Here is an 18,873-nt window from a genome sequence, read left to right on the forward strand (position 1 = left end):
GAGCACGGCATGCGCGTCGGATTCCGCAGCCTCGAGAGCCGTATCGTCACCCTGTTCCTGGTGCTGATCGTGGTGCTGCAAGTGATCGGCCTGCTGGTGATCCAGCGCGGCATCGACAATAATGCGCGCCAGGCCATTGCCGGCGAATTGAGCAACGGCGCCAAGGTATTCGGCCGCCTGCTCGACCAGAATGCCCAGAGCCTGCGCTTCGGCGCCCGCCTGCTGGCGCGCGACACGGCCTTCCTGGCCGCCATCGGCAACAACGACGAGGGCGACCGCGCCACCATCGAATCGGCGCTGGCCAACAGCGGTCGCCGCATCAAGGCGTCGATGACGATGCTGGTCAACAGCGAGCGCAAGATCAGCGTGTCGACCAATGCGGCGCAGGCGGGCGCGCTGGAAAAAATCGTCGACGGCATGCTCGACGCGGCCGAAGCGGCGGACGGCGCCAACGGCATCGCCATCGTCGAGCGGCGTCCCTACCAGGTGGTGGTCATGCCGGTCAAAGCGCCGATCACCATCGGCTGGATCGTGATGACCTTCCCGATCGACCGCCAGCTGGCCACGGAAATGCGCGAAGTGACGTCGCTGCACGCCACCATCGCCACCCGCGACAAGGCCGGACGCTGGCTGCCGGCCGGCTCCACCTTCCTGGCGCCGTCGGCGCAGGCAGTGATCGAGCAGCTGCAGGCCATGCCGGCCAGGGATGTGACGGCGTTCGACCTCGACGTGGAAGAAAGCCGCTACAGCGCCCGGCTGCTGCGCATCGGCGAGGACGACGGCCAGTTTGCCGGCGTGATCCTGGCCCGCTCGATCGACGAGGCTACCGCCGAATACCGCCGCCTCGAGCGCTGGCTGATCTTGCTGACGCTGGGCGGCATCGTCATCTCCACCATCGCCATCGTGATCACTGCCAAGCGCATCGCCCAGCCGATCAGCGAGCTGGCAGCGACGGCGCGCCGGCTGGAGCAGGGCGACTACAAGGGCGAGATCGACACCCGTCGCGGCGACGAAATCGGTGCCCTGGCCGGCGCCTTCGACGCGATGCGCGACGCCATCGCCAGGCGCGAGCAGGAAGTGCGGCGCCTGGCGTACTGGGACACGCTGACCAATCTGCCCAACCGCGCCCAGTTCCTGGTGCTGCTCAACGACGCCTTGCAGGACGCGCGCCGCCGCGAAGAGGCGGTGTTCGTGCTGATGATGGACCTCGACCGCTTCAAGCATGTCAACGACGTGATGGGCCACAGTTTCGGCGATGCGCTGCTGCGCCAGGTGGCTGCCCGCCTGCAGCTGCTGCTGGTAAACCGTCTGCAGTCGTCGGCGCAGGTGGCGCGCCTGGGCGGCGACGAATTTGCCGTGCTGCTGCCGGCGTCCGACCTCGACGCGGCGCAGCGCATGGCCGGCGAGATCCTGCAGACGCTGGAGGCGCCGCTGTCGCTCGACGACCAGACCGTCGATATCGGCGCCGGGCTCGGCATCGCCGGCTATCCGGCGCACGGCGACGACGGCGAGGCCCTGCTGAGCATGGCCGAGGTGGCGATGTATGCGGCCAAGACGCGCAACGATGGCGCCGTGGTCTACGACGTGGCGATGGACCAGTCCAGCGCCAAGAGCCTGTCGCTGCTGACGGAACTGCGCAACGCCATCGAGCGTAACGAATTCCGGCTGTTCGTGCAGCCCAAGATCATGCTCGACACGGGGCAGGTGGTGGGCATGGAAGCGCTGGTGCGCTGGGTGCATCCGGAGCGCGGCAACGTCTTCCCGGACGAGTTCATTCCGTTTGCCGAGCAGACCGGCTTCATCCGCCTGCTCACGCGCTGGGTGATGGAAAAATCGGCGCAGCTGTGCCAGCAACTGGCCGCACAGGGCCATCACCTGAAGGTCTCGGTCAACCTGTCCACCCGCGATTTGCTGGACCAGGACCTGCCGGTCAAGTTTGCCGACCTGCTGGCGCGCCACCGCCTCTCGCCCGCGTCGTTCTGCCTCGAGATCACGGAAAGCGCCATCATGGACGACCCGGTGCGCGCCCAGACCACCCTCGAGCGGCTGTCGCACATGGGCGTGGATCTGTCGATCGACGATTTCGGCACCGGCTATTCGTCGCTCGCCTACCTGAAGCGCCTGCCCGTCAACGAACTCAAGATCGACAAGTCCTTCGTGCTCAACATGGAAAACGACGAGGGCGACACCAAGATCGTGCGCTCGACCATCGACCTGGGGCACAACATGGGCCTGCGCGTGGTCGCCGAAGGCATCGAGAGCGAGGCCGTCTGGCGCCTGCTGGCGGAACTGGGCTGCGACCAGGGCCAGGGCTACTTCATGAGCCGGCCGATTCCGGGCGACCAGCTGGTCGCCTGGCTGGCGACCTGGCAGGCGCCGATCGCGGTGCCTGTGGCAGCGCCGTTTGCAGCCGCTTATCTGGCCGAATAAAAGTTTCCTGGCGGGCTGGCCTGGCGTGTCATATTCGTCATCGTTCAGGCTATGATCTGGTGGCCGGACACCTCCGTCCGTTTTCACCAAGGATCGCAATGCCACGACGACTGACTCTCCTCGCTTCCCTGATCTTGACGCAAGCTGCCGCCATGGCGCAAACCTGCAACGGCAACTGGCCGGCCATCGATTACCCCGTGACCCGCACGGTGGACCAGCAGGACAACTACCACGGCGCCACCGTCGCCGACCCGTACCGCTGGCTCGAAGACGCCAACAGCGCCGAAACGGCAGCCTGGGTCCAGCAGCAGAACCGGCTCACCCAAGGTTACCTGGCGCAGATCCCGGGCCGCGACGCCATCAAGGCGCGGCTCACCAAACTGTGGAACTACGAGCGGTTCAGTGTGCCGTTCAAGGAGGGCGGACGTTATTTCTACAGCCGCAACGACGGCCTGCAAAACCAGGCGGTGCTCTACACGATGAAGTCGCTGGCCGATACGCCGCGCCTGCTGCTCGATCCGAACACCCTGGCTGCCGACGGCACCGTGGCGCTGGCCGGACTGGCGATCAGCCCGACCGGCAAATACCTGGCCTACAGCACGGCCGCCTCGGGGTCGGACTGGAACGAGATCCGCGTGCGCGACATCGACACCGGCAAGGATATTCCCGACCAGATCAAGTGGGTCAAGTTTTCGAACACCGCGTGGCTGCACGACGGTTCCGGCTTTTTCTACAGCCGCTACGACGAGCCGACCGAAGCGGGCAAGCTCGCTGCCGTCAACTACTTCCAGAAGCTGTACTTCCACAAGCTCGGCACGCCGCAAAGCGCGGACGCGCTGGTGTACGACCGTCCCGACAACAAGGACTGGGGCTTCTCGGCCGAGGTGACCGAGGATGGCCGCTACCTGGTGATCACGTCCTCGCAGGGTACCGAGAACAAGAACCGGGTCTTCTACAAGGACCTGCAACAGCAGGACGGCAAGGTGGTGAGCCTGCTGGAGCAGTTCGACGCTGCCTACAACTTCGTCGGCAACGATGGTCCCGTGTTCTACTTCCATACCGAGCGCAATGCGCCGCGCGGACGCATCGTCGCCATCGATGTCAGGCAGCCGGCGGTCGCGAGCTGGCGCCAGGTGGTGCCCGAGAGCGGCAGCACGCTGGTGTCGGCCTCGCTGGTCAACAACGAATTGCTGGTCGATTACCTGAGCGACGCCCACAGCCTGGTCAAGGTGTTCGACCTGCAAGGCAAGCCGCTGCACGACGTGGCGCTGCCGGGCCTGGGCACCGCGTCCGGCTTCTCGGGCAAGCGTGCCGACACCGAGACCTTCTATTCGTACACCAGCTTCACCACGCCGGCGACCATCTACCGCTACGATCTCAAGACCAACAAGAGCAGCGTGTACCGCCAGCCCAAGGTGGACTTCGACCCGTCCGCGTATGAGACGCGCCAGGAATTCTTCACCAGCCGCGACGGCACCCGGGTACCGATGTTCATCGTCGCCAAGAAAGGCATCAAGTACGATGGCAGCAATCCGACCTATCTGTATGGCTACGGCGGGTTCAATATCTCGCTCACGCCCACCTTCTCGGTGGCCAACCTGGCCTGGCTCGAGATGGGCGGCGTCTACGTGATGGCCAATCTGCGCGGCGGCGGCGAGTACGGCGAAGCGTGGCACGAAGCAGGCACCAAGCTGAAAAAGCAGAATGTCTTTGACGACTTCATCGGCGCAGCCGAATGGCTGGTGGCGCACAAGGTGACGTCGCCGGCGAAACTGGCGATCGGCGGCGGCAGCAACGGCGGCCTGCTGGTGGGCGCCGCCATGACACAGCGTCCCGACCTGTTTGCAGCAGCCATCCCGCAGGTGGGTGTGCTGGACATGCTGCGCTTCCATAAGTTTACGATCGGCTGGGCGTGGACGTCCGATTATGGCTCGTCCGACAACGCCGACGAATTCAAGGCGCTGCTCAAGTACTCGCCGCTGCACAACGTGAAAAAGGGCGCCTGCTACCCGGCCACCATGATCACCACGGCCGACCACGACGACCGCGTGGTGCCCGCCCACAGCTTCAAGTTTGCAGCCACCGTCCAGGCGGCACAGGCAGGACACCCCGGCGCCGCCCCGGTCCTGATCCGCATCGACAGCAAGGCAGGCCACGGCGCCGGCAAGCCGACGGCCAAGCAGATCGAAGAAGTCGCCGACCGCTGGGCCTTCCTCACCCGCGCCCTGCACATGGGCTCCAGCAATACCGGCAATACCAGCAACATCAGCAACACCAGCAACCTCAGCAAATAAAGGGGCCCCTCGTAAACCGCTGCGCGGCCCGCTGTCGCTTCTGCGTTGCGCAGCGTGCCGTCGCACGCTTGCGCTACGCAAGACGATGGCAGGCCGCGCGCAACGGTTTGTCGAACTCCCCCGAGCTTCGGTCCTTGGGCTAGCGGTGGATGACCACCATCAGTGCCTTGGCTTCGGTCTTGCCGACGTTGCGGATCACGTGCTGGAGGTCGGCCGGGTAGCGGGCGGTGGCGCCGAGTTTGACTTTCTTCCTGTCGGTGCCGACCGCCACTTCCACCGAGCCGTGCAGCAGTGTCAGATGTTCCTGCGCGCCCGGGTCGTGGCCCTGCGAGGCCAGTTCGCCGCCCGGCGCGAGCGTCAGTTCATACCATTCGTATTTGCCGGCCAGTTCCATGGGGCCGAGGATGCGCAGTACGTAGCCCGCGTGGTGGCCGGGCAGGGTCGGGGTTTCGTGGGCGTCGAGCACGCGGATGGTGGCGATCTCCTTTTCGGCCGTCGCCAGCAGGTCGCCGATCGGCACGCCCAGTGCATTGGCCAGGCGCCAGGTGATGGCGATGGTCGGATTGGCCTTTTCACGCTCGATCTGCGACAGCATCGACTTCGACACGCCGGCAATGCGCGACAGGTCTTCGAGCGTCAGGCCGCGCGCCAGGCGCAGGCGTTGCAGGGCGGCGCCCACTTCGGGCGGGGCGTTGGTCGACACGGGTATAGTCATTGTTTTATCGGACGGTGAATAAATTGGCAGGGGTGACGTCAGGCCTGCAGCAGCCGCTTCGCGTGATGACGGCTTGCGCGGTTCACTACTTCTCTATAATATTCACTATATTGAATTTTAGTTCGACATAGCGGATTTCTGCCCCGGCAGTGAAAACGTGTCGAGATCGTACCATATTCCACCGCGGCTACCGGCACCACCATCCAGACAAGGGACCACCAATGAGCATCGACGCCAAACAAACCTTCTTCACCGGCCTGCAGCATTCCCTCGACCAGCTGCGCAGCGACGGCCTGTTCAAGCCGGAACGGGTGCTGGCGTCGCGCCAGGGCGCCGAAGTGGTCGGCCAGGACGGCCGCACCCTGATCAATATGTGCGCCAACAACTACCTGGGCCTGTCCGGCGAGGAGTGGGTGGCACAGGCGTCGATCGACGCCACCGAAAAATACGGTTACGGCCTGTCGTCGGTACGCTTCATCTGCGGCACCCAGACCGTGCACAAGCAGCTGGAGCAGGCGATTTCGGCTTTCCTCGGCACGGAAGACACGATCCTGTACGCGGCCGCGTTCGACGCTAACGGCGGCGTGTTCGAGCCGTTGTTCGACGACAACGACGCCATCATCTCGGACGCGCTCAATCACGCGTCGATCATCGACGGCATCCGCCTGTGCAAGGCCGCGCGCTTCCGTTACGCCCACAACGACATGGCCGACCTTGAAAAGCAGCTGCAAGCGGCAGCCGGCAAGCGCCACAAGGTCATCGTCACCGATGGCGTGTTCTCGATGGACGGCACCATCGCCCAGTTGGACAAGATCTGCGACCTGGCCGACCGGTACGGCGCGCTGGTGATGATCGACGAGTGCCACGCCTCCGGCTTCATGGGCGCCACCGGCCGCGGTACCCACGAACACCACAACGTGATGGGCCGCATCGACATCATCACCGGCACGCTGGGCAAGGCCCTGGGCGGCGCCATGGGCGGCTTCACCTCGGCGCGCAAGGAAGTGATCGACATGCTGCGCCAGAAATCGCGTCCCTACCTGTTCTCCAACACGCTGGCGCCATCGATTGCCGGCGCGTCGCTGGCGGTGCTCGAGCGGCTGTCGCAATCGACCGAGCTGCGCGACCGCCTGCATCTCAATACCGCCTACTTCCGCAAGGAGATCGAGCGCATTGGCTTTACCATCAAGCCAGGCACCCACCCGGTGGTGCCGGTGATGCTGTTCGACGCGCCGGTGGCGCAGAAATTCGCGGCCCGCATGTACGAACTCGGGGTGCTGCTGTCGGGCTTCTTCTACCCGGTGGTGCCGCTGGGCCAGGCCCGCGTGCGCGTGCAGCTGTCGGCCGCCCACACGCGCGAACAGCTCGACACCGTACTCAAGGCCTTCGAACAGGCCGGCAATGAACTGGGCTTGTTGAATCACGCCGCCAAACAATAATATGCAGATCGTCAGGAACCCCATGAACACCCATACTCCCAGCGCCGAACGTCGTCCCGTCGAACGCATCCTCGTCATCGGCGCCAACGGCCAGATCGGCAGCGAACTGGTGGAGGCGCTGGCCGCCACCCACGGCGCCGACAACGTCTTCGCGGCCGACATCAGCCCCACCAACCTGTATAACGCCGCGCGCTACCTGACCCTCAATGTGCTCGACAAGGAAGCGCTGGCGGCATTGGTGACCGGCGAAGGCATCACCCAGGTATACCAGCTGGCGGCCATGCTGTCGGCCACCGGCGAAGCGGCTCCGCTCAAGGCCTGGACCCTGAACATGGATGGCCTGCTCAACATCCTCGAGGTCGCGCGCGAGCGCGGCGCCATCGGCAAGCCGTTGAAAGTGTTCTGGCCGTCGTCGATCGCCGCCTTCGGACCGAGCACGCCGGCGGTGGACACGCCGCAAACCACGGTGATGGATCCGACCACCATCTACGGCATCAGCAAGCTGGCCGGCGAGCGCCTGTGCGAGTATTACTTCATCAAGTACGGCGTGGACGTGCGCAGCATCCGCTACCCCGGCATCATCAGCTACAAGTCGCCGCCGGGCGGCGGCACCACCGATTACGCCATCGCGATCTTCCACGCGGCGCTGCGCGGCGAGCGTTATGAATGCTTCCTCGGCCCGCATACCACGCTGCCGATGATCTACATGCCCGACGCCATCCGCGCCACCATCGAACTGATGGACGCACCGGCCGAGCAGGTCAAGGTGCGCTCGTCGTACAATGTGGCGGGCGTATCGTTCAATCCCGAGCAGCTGGCGGCCGCCATTACCCGCGCGGTGCCGGCATTTACCATCGCCTACCAGCCGGACAGCCGCCAGGCGATTGCCGACTCCTGGCCGCAAAGCCTGGATGACGCCGTTGCCACGGCCGACTGGGGCTGGCAGGCGCGCATCGGCATCGACGCCATGGTCGCCGACATGCTGGCCAACGTGGACGTGCAGCCGGGGCAGGCCGTGCAAGGCAAGGCCGCTTAAGCACATTCGACCAGGCAGGCCGCCGGGTCGCACCGGTAGCGACTATCACCAAAAACATAACGAGAGACACTGATGGACATGAGCGTATTCGATCTGTTCAAGATCGGCATAGGACCGTCGAGTTCCCACACCGTGGGGCCGATGGTGGCGGCGCGCCGCTTTCTGCTCGACTGCGGACCGCTCGACGACGCAACCGGCGTTACCGCCGAGCTGTACGGTTCGCTGGCGCTGACCGGCGTGGGCCACGCCACCGACAAGGCGGTGATCCTGGGCCTGATGGGCGAGACCCCGCAGGACGTGGCGCCCACCGAGGTCGATGGCCGGCTCGCGGCCGCCGAAGCGGCCGGGCAGCTGGCGCTGCTCGGACAGCATCGGGTGCCGTTCAAGCGCGGCGTCCACCTGATCTTCCACATGGCGGAATCGCTGGCCGAGCACCCGAACGGCATGCGGTTCACGCTTACCCGCAGCAGCGGCGCCACCACCAGCAAGGTGTATTACTCGGTCGGCGGCGGCTTTATCCGCGAGGAGGGCGAGGCCCAGCAGCCCGCGCCCGACGCCGGCCGCCCGACCTTGCCCTATCCGTTCGATACCATGGACCAGCTGCTGGCGCACGGCCAGGCCAGCGGCCTGACCATCCCGCAGATGTTGCGCGCCAACGAGTGCGCGCGCCTCGGCAACGATGAACTCGACGCCGGCATCGACCGCATCTGGCACGTGATGCGCGACTGCATCCGGCACGGCCTCGATACGGGCGGCCTGCTGCCTGGCGGGCTGCAGGTCAAGCGCCGCGCGGCCCACCTGTGGCAGCAGGCGCAATCGAATGTCGTCCCCGCCAACCACTTGCCACACGATGCGCTGCACCAGGTCAGCCTGTATGCGATGGCGGTCAACGAGGAAAACGCCGCCGGCGGCCGCGTGGTGACGGCGCCCACCAATGGCGCTGCCGGCATCATCCCGGCCGTGCTGCGGTACTACGCTGAAGACTGCAAACCGAGCGATCCGGTTACCGGCATCCGCGACTTCCTGCTCACGGCAGCTGCCGTCGGCATGCTGTGCAAGCGCAACGCCTCGATCTCCGGCGCCGAGGTAGGCTGCCAGGGCGAAGTGGGCGTGGCCTGCGCGATGGCTGCAGCAGGCCTGGTGGCAGCGCTGGGCGGGACCAACCTGCAAATCGAGAATGCGGCCGAAATCGGCATCGAGCATCACCTGGGCATGACCTGCGATCCGATCGGCGGCCTGGTGCAGATTCCCTGCATCGAGCGCAATGGCATGGGCGCAGTCAAGGCGATTACGGCAGCGTCGCTGGCGCTGAAGGGCGACGGCACCCATTTCGTCAGCCTCGACGAGGTGATCGAAACCATGCGCCAGACCGGCGCCGACATGCAGGTCAAGTACAAGGAAACGTCCCTGGGCGGCCTGGCGATCCACGTCATCACGGTCAACCACGCGGCCTGCTGAGGCGTGGCACGGCGGCGCGGCGCTGGGGGGCGCCGGTGACTGGCAAGGCGGCGTCACGTGAGCGATAAAACAACGCGATCTGCACCGTAATCGCCGTGGCGCACTATAATGTTCGCTCATTTTGCAGTGTTCCGTTTTTTCGTCGCCAGTACAACCGGACTTATCTCACCTATGCACTACGTCTCCACCCGCGCCGCCACCGCTGCGGCGGCTGCCGCCTCGCCCGATTCCCCCCGATTCTCGGACATCCTGCTCGGCGGCCTGGCCACCGACGGCGGCCTGTTCCTGCCGGCAGAATACCCGCAGGTGACCGGCGCCGAACTCGATGCGTGGCGCCAGCTCTCGTACGCCGACTTGGCGTTCGAAATCCTGCGCAAGTTCGCCACCGACATACCGGAAGCCGACCTGCGCGCGCTCACCGCCAGGACCTATACGCAGGACGTGTACCGTAACGCCCGCGCCGACGACGATGCAGCGCGCATCACGCCGCTGCGGGTGCTGGAAGAGGGCGCCGATGGCAGCAAACTGATGCTGCAGGCGCTGTCGAACGGCCCCACGCTGGCGTTCAAGGATATGGCCATGCAATTGCTGGGCAACCTGTTCGAGTATGCGCTGGCCAGGCAGAACGCGGAACTCAATATTTTTGGCGCGACGTCCGGCGACACCGGCAGCGCAGCCGAATACGCGATGCGCGGCAAGCGCGGCATCCGCGTGTTCATGCTGTCGCCGCACCGGAAGATGAGCGCATTCCAGACCGCTCAGATGTTCAGCCTGCAGGATCCGAATATTTTCAACATCGCCATCGAGGGTGTGTTCGACGACGCCCAGGACATGGTCAAGGCCGTCTCGAACGACCTCGCTTTCAAAACGCGCCACAAGATCGGCACCGTCAACTCGATCAACTGGGCGCGCGTGGTGGCGCAGGTCGTGTACTACTTCCGCGGCTACCTCGAAGCGACCACCGCCAACGACCAGAAAGTGTCGTTCACGGTCCCGTCGGGGAACTTCGGCAATATCTGCGCCGGTCACATTGCCCGCATGATGGGTCTGCCGATCGACAAGCTGGTGGCCGCCACCAACGAAAACGACGTGCTCGACGAATTCTTCCGTACCGGCGTGTACCGCGTGCGCAAGTCGTCCGAGACCTACCACACCAGCAGCCCGTCGATGGACATCTCCAAGGCGTCCAACTTCGAGCGCTTCGTCTATGAACTGGTGGGGCGCGACGGCGACCGCACGCGGGCGCTGTTCCGCAAGGTGGAAACCCACGGCGGCTTCGACCTGTCCGGCAAGCCGGGCAGCGACGGCGACGAGTTCAAGCTGGTGGCGAAATACGGTTTCGCGTCCGGCAAATCGACCCATGCCGACCGGCTGGACACGATCCGCGACGTGGCCGACGACTACGGCATCGTGATCGATACCCATACCGCCGACGGCGTCAAGGTCGCGCGCGAGCACCTGCAGCCGGGCGTGCCGATGATCGTGCTGGAAACGGCGCTGGCGGCCAAGTTCAACGAAACCATCCTCGAGGCGCTGGGCGAAGATGCCGAGCGCCCGCCGGGCTTCGAGCACATCGAAGACCTGCCGCAGAAGTTCGTGGTCATGCAGGCCGACGTGGAGGCGATGAAAGCCTACATCGCCGCCAACACCGGCCTGTGAGCGGCGCCATGCATACCCCCAAGCCGATGCTGACCATGGCCGAAGCGCTGGCGCAGATGCTGGCCGCCGCGCGTCCGGTGACCGACGTCGAGACCGTGCCCACGCTGGCCGCCAATGGCCGCGTGCTGGCACAGGCCCAGGTCTCCGGCATGAATGTGCCGGGCCAGGACAATACGCAGATGGACGGTTATGCCGTGCGCGCGCACGAGTGCATCAGCGGCCACGCGGTGCTCAAGGTGTCGCAGCGCATTCCGGCCGGTCACGTGGGCCAGCCGCTGGAACCGGGCAGCGCGGCGCGCATCTTCACCGGCGCGCTGATCCCGCCCGGCGCTGACGCGGTCGTGATGCAGGAGCAATGCGAAGCGGGCGGCGGCGATACGGTCACCATCCGCCATGCACCGAAGGCCGGCGAGTGGATACGCCTCGCCGGCGAGGACATTACCGCCGGCAGCACCATTCTGCCGGCCGGTGTGCGCCTGCGCAGCCAGGAGCTGGGCCTGGCCGCCTCGGTGGGCCTGGCAACGCTGCCGGTGCGGCGCAAGCTGCGCGTGGCCGTGTTCTTCACCGGCGACGAGCTGACCATGCCGGGCGAGCCGCTGGCGCCGGGCGCCATCTACAATTCCAACCGGTTTACCCTGCGCGCGCTGCTGGAAAATCTCGGCTGCGAGATCAGCGATTTCGGCATCGTGCCCGATACGCTGGACGCTACCCGCGCCGTGCTGCGCGAGTGCGCGGGCGGCCATGACCTGATCATCACGTCCGGCGGCGTCTCCGTCGGCGAGGAAGACCATATCAAGCCGGCCGTGGAAGCGGAAGGCCGGCTCACCATGTGGCAGATCGCCATCAAGCCGGGCAAGCCGCTGGCGTTCGGCGAGGTCGGGCAGGCGGCTTTCGTCGGCTTGCCCGGCAACCCGGTATCGAGCTTCATCACCTTCCTGATGTTCGTGCGGCCCTTCATCTTGCGCCTGCAGGGCGTGCAGGGAGCGGTGGCGCCGCGCGCGTTCACCATGCGTGCCGATTTCAATCTGCCCAAGGCCGACCGCCGCAACGAATTCCTGCGCGCGCGCATCAATGCCGGCGGCGGCCTCGAACCGTTCCGCAACCAGAGTTCGGGCGTGCTCACTTCCACCGTGTGGGGCGACGGCGTGATCGACAATCCCCCGAACCGCACCATTACCGAGGGCGACATGGTGCGCTTCATTCCTTTCAGCGAGTTGATGTACTGATGGCAGTGACCGTAAAATTTTTTGCCAGCGTGCGTGAAGCCGTCGGTACCGGGACCGTCACGCTGGACCTGCCGGCAGGCGTGGCAACGGTCGGGCAATTGCGCGAGCACCTGTCCGCGCGCGGCGAAGCATGGCACGCGGCGCTGGCCAGCCCGTCCCTGCGCATGGCCTGCCAGCAGGTGATGTGCGACGCCGCCACCCCGGTGGTCGATGGCATGGAAGTGGCGTTCTTCCCGCCGGTGACCGGCGGCTGACCAACACCATGCAGCCTAGTGTGCCATCTTTTCGTGTCGCCGTCATCGGCGGCGGCCCGGCCGGCCTGATGGCGGCCGAAACCCTGGCGCGGGGCGGGGCGCAGGTGGAGGTCTTCGACGCGATGGCGTCGGTCGGCCGCAAATTCCTGCTGGCCGGGCGCGGCGGCATGAACATCACCCATGCCGAACCGTATGCCGATTTCGTCACCCGTTATGCGACGGGCCGCGGCGCGCGGGCGCTGGCGCTGCGGCCGATGCTCGATGCCTTCGGTCCCGACGCCGTGCGGGCCTGGATCCACGGACTGGGCGTGGCGACGTTCGTCGGCAGCTCCAACCGCGTCTTCCCCAGCGATATGAAAGCCGCGCCGCTGCTGCGCGCCTGGCTGCACCGGCTGCGCGAGCAGGGCGTGCACTTTCACATGCGCCACCGCTGGACCGGCTGGCGCGACGCCGGCGACGTGCTGACTTTCGAGTCGCCGGAGGGCGCCGTGGCGGTGCAGGCCGACGCGGTGGTGCTGGCCCTGGGCGGCGGCAGCTGGGCGCGGCTCGGATCGGACGGCGCCTGGATACCGCTGCTGCAGGCGCGCGGCGTGGGCGTGGCGCCGCTGGCGCCGGCCAATTGCGGTTTCGACGTCGACTGGAGCGCGCATTTCAGCGACCGCCATGCGGGCGAGCCGCTGACCACCGTGGCCGTCACGTCGGTCGGTGCGGACGGCCGTGCGTTCCGCAAGCAGGGCCAGTTCGTGGTGACGGCTGGCGGCGTCGAGGGCAGCCTGATTTATGCGCTGTCGGCGGCGCTGCGCGAGCAGATCGCCGCTGACGGTCAAGCCACCATCCATCTCGACCTGCTGCCGGACCTGACTGCCGAGCGGGTGGCCGACCAAGTGGCGCACCCGCGCGGCGCCCGGTCGCTGGCCAGCCACCTGCAAAGCCGGCTCGGAATCAAGGGTGTCAAGGCGGGGCTGCTGCGCGAATGCCTGGACAAGGATGCCTACGCCGATCCCGTGCGGCTGGCGCAGGCCATCAAGCACCTGCCGCTGCGCCTGCGCCGTCCGCGTCCGCTCGACGAGGCGATCAGCAGTGCCGGCGGAGTAAAGTGGGATGCGCTCGATGGCCTGATGCTCAGGGCGGCGCCCGGCGTGTTTGTGGCCGGTGAAATGGTCGACTGGGAAGCGCCGACCGGCGGCTACCTGCTGACCGCCTGCTTCGCCAGCGGCGTGGCTGCCGGACAGGCGGCTCTGGACTGGCAGAGCAGGCGGCGCGACCGGGCATAGTTCCCGGCGCGATGGCGGTCGTATTCCCGACGCGATCGCAGACGTCCACGTTGCCGTGACGGCAGGCGCGCACCCGAACCCGATAGCGGGTATCCGCCGATGACCGGTGTGCCTATGGACGCGCGGGTGGGCGCCATTCGTGGCTGATGGCGGACGTTCATTCGGACGCGGCCGCGGCCGGGGCTGCAGAGGCGGGCCCGCTGCGCCGCTGCCGGCGCGGGCACCACCGGCAACGCCCGCTCACTGCCAGTCCACCGATCCCGATCCCTTGTGGCTGACGTCGCGCTGCACCGGTTTGCCGTACACGGTCAGGTTGCCGCTGCCCTGCAACGCGACTTCGGCAGCTTGGCGCGCGAAGACGTGGCCCGTACCCGATCCCTTGAGCATGACCTGCACCCGGTCGGCCGCCAGGTGGCGCGCATCGACCGTGCCCGAACCGAGCAGATGCATGTCCATGACCTGGCAGCTGCCGGCGGCCGTGATACGTCCCGAACCCAGCAGTTCCAGCTCCACGTGCTGGCTGCTGCCGGCATTGAGCGCCAGGTTGCCGCTGCCGTGCAGTGCCGCGCCCAGCTTGCTGTAGCGGCCGTTAAAGGCGACGTCGCCGGAACCCTGCAATTGCATTTCCATCAGTTCGCCGGTGAATCCGCTGACCTTGACGCTGCCGCTGCTGCGCACCACCAGCGCCTGCAGCTGCGGTAGCACCAGTTCCACCTGCAGGCGGTGGCGCGGGTTGAGCAGCATGCCCGTGGTGCGGATCTGCAGGTCGCGGCCGTGTTGATCGGTGGCGATATTGCCCAGCGACCGCTGCTCGCCGCGCACCTTGAGCGACGCTGTCGGCCCCTGGGTGAGGACCAGGTCGATCGGCCCGGAGACATCGACCACCGAGGTCGTGGCGTCCACGCGGCGCGTTTCGCTGGCCAGCGACCGTCCGGCATTGCTGGACGGGTTGGCGGCGCCGTACGATTTCAGCATGCTGTAGGTGATGCCGATCAGCACGAACGAGAGCAGCAGCAGGCTGAAACCGATCTTGAGCAGGGAACGCATGGCCGGCCCCTCACTGTCCGCGCAGCAGCGACAGGTTCATGGCCGCGTAGCGGCGCATGCCGATCGCCGTGTAACGGGTCAGCACGATGCAGATCAGGCACAGCCCTATGCCGCCCAGCACCATCCCCATGCCGATCAGGGCCTGGGTGGTGCGGGCGCCGCTGTCGATATCGGTGGTGATGGTCATGTCCGCGTTGGCCACGGCTTCGGCCCGGTCCCACAGGCGGGCATTGCGGTCCGCGCCGGCGTTGTCGGCTGCGCTGTCGCTGGCCTCGTTGACGGCGATGGCAGTGCGGGCCGTGCCCGGTTCGCCGTCGCGAAACACCTGCAAGCCGTGTGCGGTGATCGCGACCTTCCAGCCCATGGCCTGGTCTTCCTCTTCCTGGGTGTCGAAGTGCGAATCGGTGAGCGCCATCAGCTGGCGGATCGGTCCCTGCAGCGACAGTTCGTTTTGCCCGGACAGGCCGCTGGCCGTCACCGCCACGCCGCCGATGTAGGAACTGAACGACACCAGGTACATGCTCAGCAGCAGCGCCGCGTACACCAGTCCCGGAATGACCATGAACAGGTTGAAGATCGACAGTCCCACCAGCGAACCCACGGTGCGGATGATGTGGCGTTGCGGCGGGGTTGCTGTCGGCTGGTGAACGGGAGCGGGTTTCATGACATTCAATATATGTTGCTGCGGATATTGCCACTGTACGCAAGCACGCAGAGCCGCGCCATCGCCATGTGACAGGCTGCGCAAATGGCGGTACAGGCGACACGCCGGTGCGCCAGGCCGTCGGCGCCCGTGACGGCGAGACTGCCTGCGGGCCGGCTCACGCGCCGTTGACCAGGCGCGCCGCCGCCATACCGCTGCGCACGGCCGATTCGATGGTGGCCGGGTAGTCGCCTGCCGTATAGTCGCCGGCCAGCACCAGGCCCGGCACGCCGGTCGCGTTGGCCGGGCGCACCAGTCCCGGCGTACTGGCGTGGGTGGCGCGTTTTTCCGTGATCACCTTGAACCACTGCGGCCGGCCCAGTTCCGGACGCTGGAAGGCCACGGCCAGCTGCACCGCCACCGCCTCGGCCAGCAGCGCCTGCTGCTCGGCGGCGGCGCTGGCCGAGGCGCTGATCACCACGGCCAGCAGGCCGGCCTGGGCCCGGTCCAGCTGGCCGCGGTCGAAGACGAACTGGCCCCATTCGTGGTTCTCGGCATCGTCGAGCAGGGCATAGAACGGCAGGTCGAGCCCGATGTCGGCGGAAAACTGCAGGTAGACGGTGGTGATGGTTTCGGATTCCAGCGCCGTCAGCCGGGCGCAGGACTGCGCCGTGTCGCAGTCCGGTATCGCGTGCAGCAGCGTTGCCGCCTGGTGCGGGCCGGTAGCGACCACTACCGCGTGGAAATAGGTGCTCCAGACGCCGCCGACCGCTGCGCCGCTGATGTCGGCCTGCCACAGCCGCCCTTCGACCGGACGCAGCGCCTGCACCTTGGCGCCGATGCGCACCGCGCCGCCGTGCGTTTCGATGAACTTCGCGGCGGCGTCCGGCAGCAGCGCGGACAGGTCCACGCGCGGCAGCAGCATGTCGGACGCGGCGCGGCGCGCACCGAGGCTGTCGCGCAGCACGGCCAGGAACACCTGGGCCGATGCGCGTTCGGGCGGGGTATTGAGCGCAGCCAGGCACAGCGGGCGCCACAGCAGTTGCGTGAGCCGCGCGGTCTGGTCATGGCGCTGCAGCAGCTCGGCCACCGTGCAGTCGTGGTGCAGCTGCCAGCCCATCCAGCGTGCGGCGCTGGAAAATCTCAACAGGCTGAGCTTGTCGGCGCGGTCCAGGCCCTTGCTGCGCCACAGGGCGATCGCCACGTGCAGCGGCGCCGGCAGACGCGGGGCAACGAAGTCTATGCCGCCCGGATTGCCGTACTCGCCAGGGATGCGCGGATAGCGCATCTGCAGCGGCAGGCGCAACAGCGTCGTGGCCGGATCGACGCCAACGAGCTTCATCATGCGCAAGGTTTCGCTGTAGGCGCCGAGCAGGATGTGCTGGCCGTTGTCGAGCCGCTTGCGGTCGGTGTCGACCCGGCGCGCCCGTCCGCCCAGCACGCGCGCCGCTTCGAACAAGGTCACCTTGAAGCCGGCGCGCGCCAGTTCCACGGCAGCCGTGCAGCCGGCCCAGCCGCCGCCGATGACGGCGACCGCGCGGCGCGGGTCGTTGTGGCCCGTGCCCCGGGGCGGCGGCGCGAGGCGCTGGTCGAAGGCGACCGGGCTGGCAGTGCCGCCGTGGCTGCCCTCAGCCGCGGACATAGGTTTTCCACGCCAGCCACAGCTTGCGGATCGGGGTGAGCGATATGCGCTGGGTCAGCACGTGGTAGCCGTCGGCCTGCACCTCGTCGAGCAGGGTGCGGTAGATGGCCGCCATCATCAGGCCCGGGCGCTGGGCGCGGCGGTCCTGCTTCGGCAGCAGGGCGAAGGCGTCGTCGTAGGCCTGCTGGGCGCGGGCGACCTGGAACGCCATCAGTTGTTCAAACTTGTCGGAGTGGCGGGCGTTGAGCAGGTCGGCCGCCGTGACGCCGAATTGCTGCAGTTCGTTGACCGGCAGGTAGATGCGGCCCTTGCGCGCATCCTCGCCGACGTCGCGGATGATGTTGGTGAGCTGGAAGGCGTGACCGAGCTTTTCCGCGAACTGCAGCGTCTGCGGCGTGGTCACGCCGAAGATGCTGGCCGACAGGATGCCGACCACGCTGGCCACGTGCCAGCAGTAGCGGGTCAGCGCCGCGTAATCGAGGTAACGGGTCTGGTTCAGGTCCATTTCCATGCCGTCGATGATGGCCTGCAAGTGCTCCTGCTTGAGGTCGTACACGGCCAGGTGCGGCTGCAGCGCCTGCGTCACCGGATGGCTCTGGCGCCCTTCGTACATGCCGGCAATTTCTTTGCGCCACCACGCCAGCTTGACGCGGGCCACCGACTCGTCGGTGCAATCATCGACGGTGTCATCCACCTCGCGGCAAAAGGCATACAGGGCGGTAATGGCGCGACGACGCTCCGGCGTGAGAAACAGGAAGCTGTAGTAAAAACTGGAGCCGCTTTGCGCGGTCTTTTGCTGGCAGTAGTCGTCGGGTGACATGAAAAAGCGGGGTTGGCTGATCGAAGCCGCTATTTTATAGCGTCGCGCCCTGTAACGGGGCCGATTTCATCCGCTGCCGCATGTGCAGCGCCGCCCACAACACGTGCAGCCAGTCGCGCCTGGTCAGCTGGGGACGGTGGCGGAACACGTCGTATTGCACGCGCTCGATCTCGTCCAGGATCTTCAGCCCGCCTTGCACCACCATGCGCAGTTCGAAACCGATGCGGCCCTTCATGCGCAGCGCCAGCGGTGCGCCGCTCAGCATCAGGGCGCGCGCGCGCGCCACCTGGAACTTCATCATGGCGCGCCAGCGGGCGCGCGAGTCGGGCGCATCGAGCGCACCGGGCAGGATGGCATAGCGGTTCAGGTCTTCCAGCGGTAGATAGATGCGCTCCTTGTGCAGGTCGATCGCCACGTCCTGCAGGAAGTTGATCAGCTGTAGGGCGCTGCAGATGGCGTCCGAGTCGCGTAGATTGTCTTCGGTGGCGGCGCCGTACAGGTGCAGCATCAGGTGCCCGACCGGGTTGGCCGACCGCGCGCAGTAATCGAGCAGGGCGCCGTAGCTGGCATAGCGGTGCACGGTGACATCCTGCTTGAAGGCCGACAGCAGCGCGTACATCGGCTCGAGCGGCAGCTGGTACGCGCGCACCACCACCGCCAGCCGTTCGAACAACGGGCTGTGATCGGTGGCGCCGGCGGCGATGCGGTCGAGCGCGGCTTCGTAGCCGGCCAGGTCGGCCAGGCGCTGCGCGGGCGTGGCGTCGCCCTCGTCGGCCAGGTCGTCGGCGCTGCGGGCAAAGGCGTAGATGGCCTCAACTGCAGGGCGCAACTTTTTTGGCAACAAGATGGATGCGACAGGGAAATTTTCGTAGTGTTCTACCGACATTGTGCTCTGCATTCCCAGCAAAAAATTGCCGACTTTTATTTAATGACCCG

At 66.6% G+C, this 18,873-nt stretch carries 15 protein-coding genes; 9 read left to right on the plus strand and 6 right to left on the minus strand.

Annotated features, from left to right (window positions below):
- The first annotated feature begins 9 nt into the window (after positions 1-9).
- Both ASF61_RS19695 and ASF61_RS19700 read left to right on the plus strand, forming a co-directional pair.
- Positions 10-2,430 (plus strand): bifunctional diguanylate cyclase/phosphodiesterase, encoded by a 2,421-nt coding sequence (locus ASF61_RS19695; RefSeq protein WP_056159941.1) that lies wholly within the window; start codon positions 10-12, stop codon positions 2,428-2,430.
- Positions 2,431-2,528: 98 nt separating this feature from the next.
- Entirely contained in the window at positions 2,529-4,724 is a 2,196-nt protein-coding gene (locus ASF61_RS19700; RefSeq protein WP_156369653.1) for a prolyl oligopeptidase family protein, read from the plus strand.
- A gap of 139 nt (positions 4,725-4,863) precedes the next feature.
- Here the strand turns inward: ASF61_RS19700 and ASF61_RS19705 are convergent, their stop codons facing one another.
- A complete protein-coding gene (locus ASF61_RS19705; RefSeq protein WP_056159949.1) occupies positions 4,864-5,439 on the minus strand; it encodes a helix-turn-helix domain-containing protein in 576 nt (191 codons plus the stop codon).
- A gap of 221 nt (positions 5,440-5,660) precedes the next feature.
- Between ASF61_RS19705 and kbl the strand changes: the two genes are divergently transcribed.
- The 7 genes from kbl to ASF61_RS19740 all read left to right on the plus strand — a co-directional run bounded on the left by kbl (position 5,661) and on the right by ASF61_RS19740 (position 13,785).
- Positions 5,661-6,878, plus strand: a complete 1,218-nt coding sequence (gene kbl, locus ASF61_RS19710; protein ID WP_056159952.1) for a glycine C-acetyltransferase — start codon at positions 5,661-5,663, stop codon at positions 6,876-6,878.
- A 22-nt stretch (positions 6,879-6,900) separates the two neighbouring features.
- On the plus strand, positions 6,901-7,914 hold the full coding sequence (locus ASF61_RS19715) for an NAD-dependent epimerase/dehydratase family protein (RefSeq protein ID WP_056160272.1): 1,014 nt from the start codon (positions 6,901-6,903) through the stop codon (positions 7,912-7,914).
- Positions 7,915-7,986: 72 nt separating this feature from the next.
- The gene (locus tag ASF61_RS19720) at positions 7,987-9,372 is read left to right on the plus strand and encodes an L-serine ammonia-lyase (protein ID WP_056159955.1); all 1,386 of its coding nucleotides are present in this window, start codon (positions 7,987-7,989) and stop codon (positions 9,370-9,372) included.
- Positions 9,373-9,543: 171 nt separating this feature from the next.
- On the plus strand, positions 9,544-11,031 hold the full coding sequence (gene thrC / locus ASF61_RS19725; protein ID WP_056159958.1) for a threonine synthase: 1,488 nt from the start codon (positions 9,544-9,546) through the stop codon (positions 11,029-11,031).
- 8 nt (positions 11,032-11,039) lie between these two features.
- Complete coding sequence (glp, locus tag ASF61_RS19730; RefSeq protein WP_056160275.1) at positions 11,040-12,257, plus strand: gephyrin-like molybdotransferase Glp; 1,218 nt, start codon at positions 11,040-11,042, stop codon at positions 12,255-12,257.
- Positions 12,257-12,511, plus strand: a complete 255-nt coding sequence (gene moaD / locus ASF61_RS19735) for a molybdopterin converting factor subunit 1 (protein WP_056159960.1) — start codon at positions 12,257-12,259, stop codon at positions 12,509-12,511. Before glp ends, moaD begins: the two co-directional genes overlap by 1 nt.
- A gap of 8 nt (positions 12,512-12,519) precedes the next feature.
- The gene (locus tag ASF61_RS19740) at positions 12,520-13,785 is read left to right on the plus strand and encodes a TIGR03862 family flavoprotein (protein ID WP_056159963.1); all 1,266 of its coding nucleotides are present in this window, start codon (positions 12,520-12,522) and stop codon (positions 13,783-13,785) included.
- 240 nt (positions 13,786-14,025) lie between these two features.
- Here the strand turns inward: ASF61_RS19740 and ASF61_RS19745 are convergent, their stop codons facing one another.
- The 5 genes from ASF61_RS19745 to hpnC form a co-directional block, all read right to left on the minus strand.
- Entirely contained in the window at positions 14,026-14,832 is an 807-nt protein-coding gene (locus ASF61_RS19745) for a GIN domain-containing protein (protein WP_056159967.1), read from the minus strand.
- Between the two features lie 10 nt (positions 14,833-14,842).
- Positions 14,843-15,496 carry a DUF1700 domain-containing protein gene (locus ASF61_RS19750; protein ID WP_229205940.1) on the minus strand — a complete coding sequence of 218 codons (654 nt, stop codon included), beginning with the start codon at positions 15,494-15,496 and terminating at the stop codon, positions 14,843-14,845.
- Positions 15,497-15,653: 157 nt separating this feature from the next.
- Entirely contained in the window at positions 15,654-17,117 is a 1,464-nt protein-coding gene (hpnE, locus tag ASF61_RS19755; protein WP_082491837.1) for a hydroxysqualene dehydroxylase HpnE, read from the minus strand.
- The gene (gene hpnD, locus ASF61_RS19760) at positions 17,104-17,937 is read right to left on the minus strand and encodes a presqualene diphosphate synthase HpnD (protein ID WP_056159973.1); all 834 of its coding nucleotides are present in this window, start codon (positions 17,935-17,937) and stop codon (positions 17,104-17,106) included. Before hpnD ends, hpnE begins: the two co-directional genes overlap by 14 nt.
- 34 nt (positions 17,938-17,971) lie before the next feature.
- Entirely contained in the window at positions 17,972-18,823 is an 852-nt protein-coding gene (gene hpnC, locus ASF61_RS19765) for a squalene synthase HpnC (RefSeq protein ID WP_056159976.1), read from the minus strand.
- Positions 18,824-18,873: the final 50 nt, after the last annotated feature.

Source organism: Duganella sp. Leaf126 (genome assembly GCF_001423125.1).
In the GTDB taxonomy this organism is placed as follows: Bacteria; Pseudomonadota; Gammaproteobacteria; order Burkholderiales; family Burkholderiaceae_D; genus Rugamonas.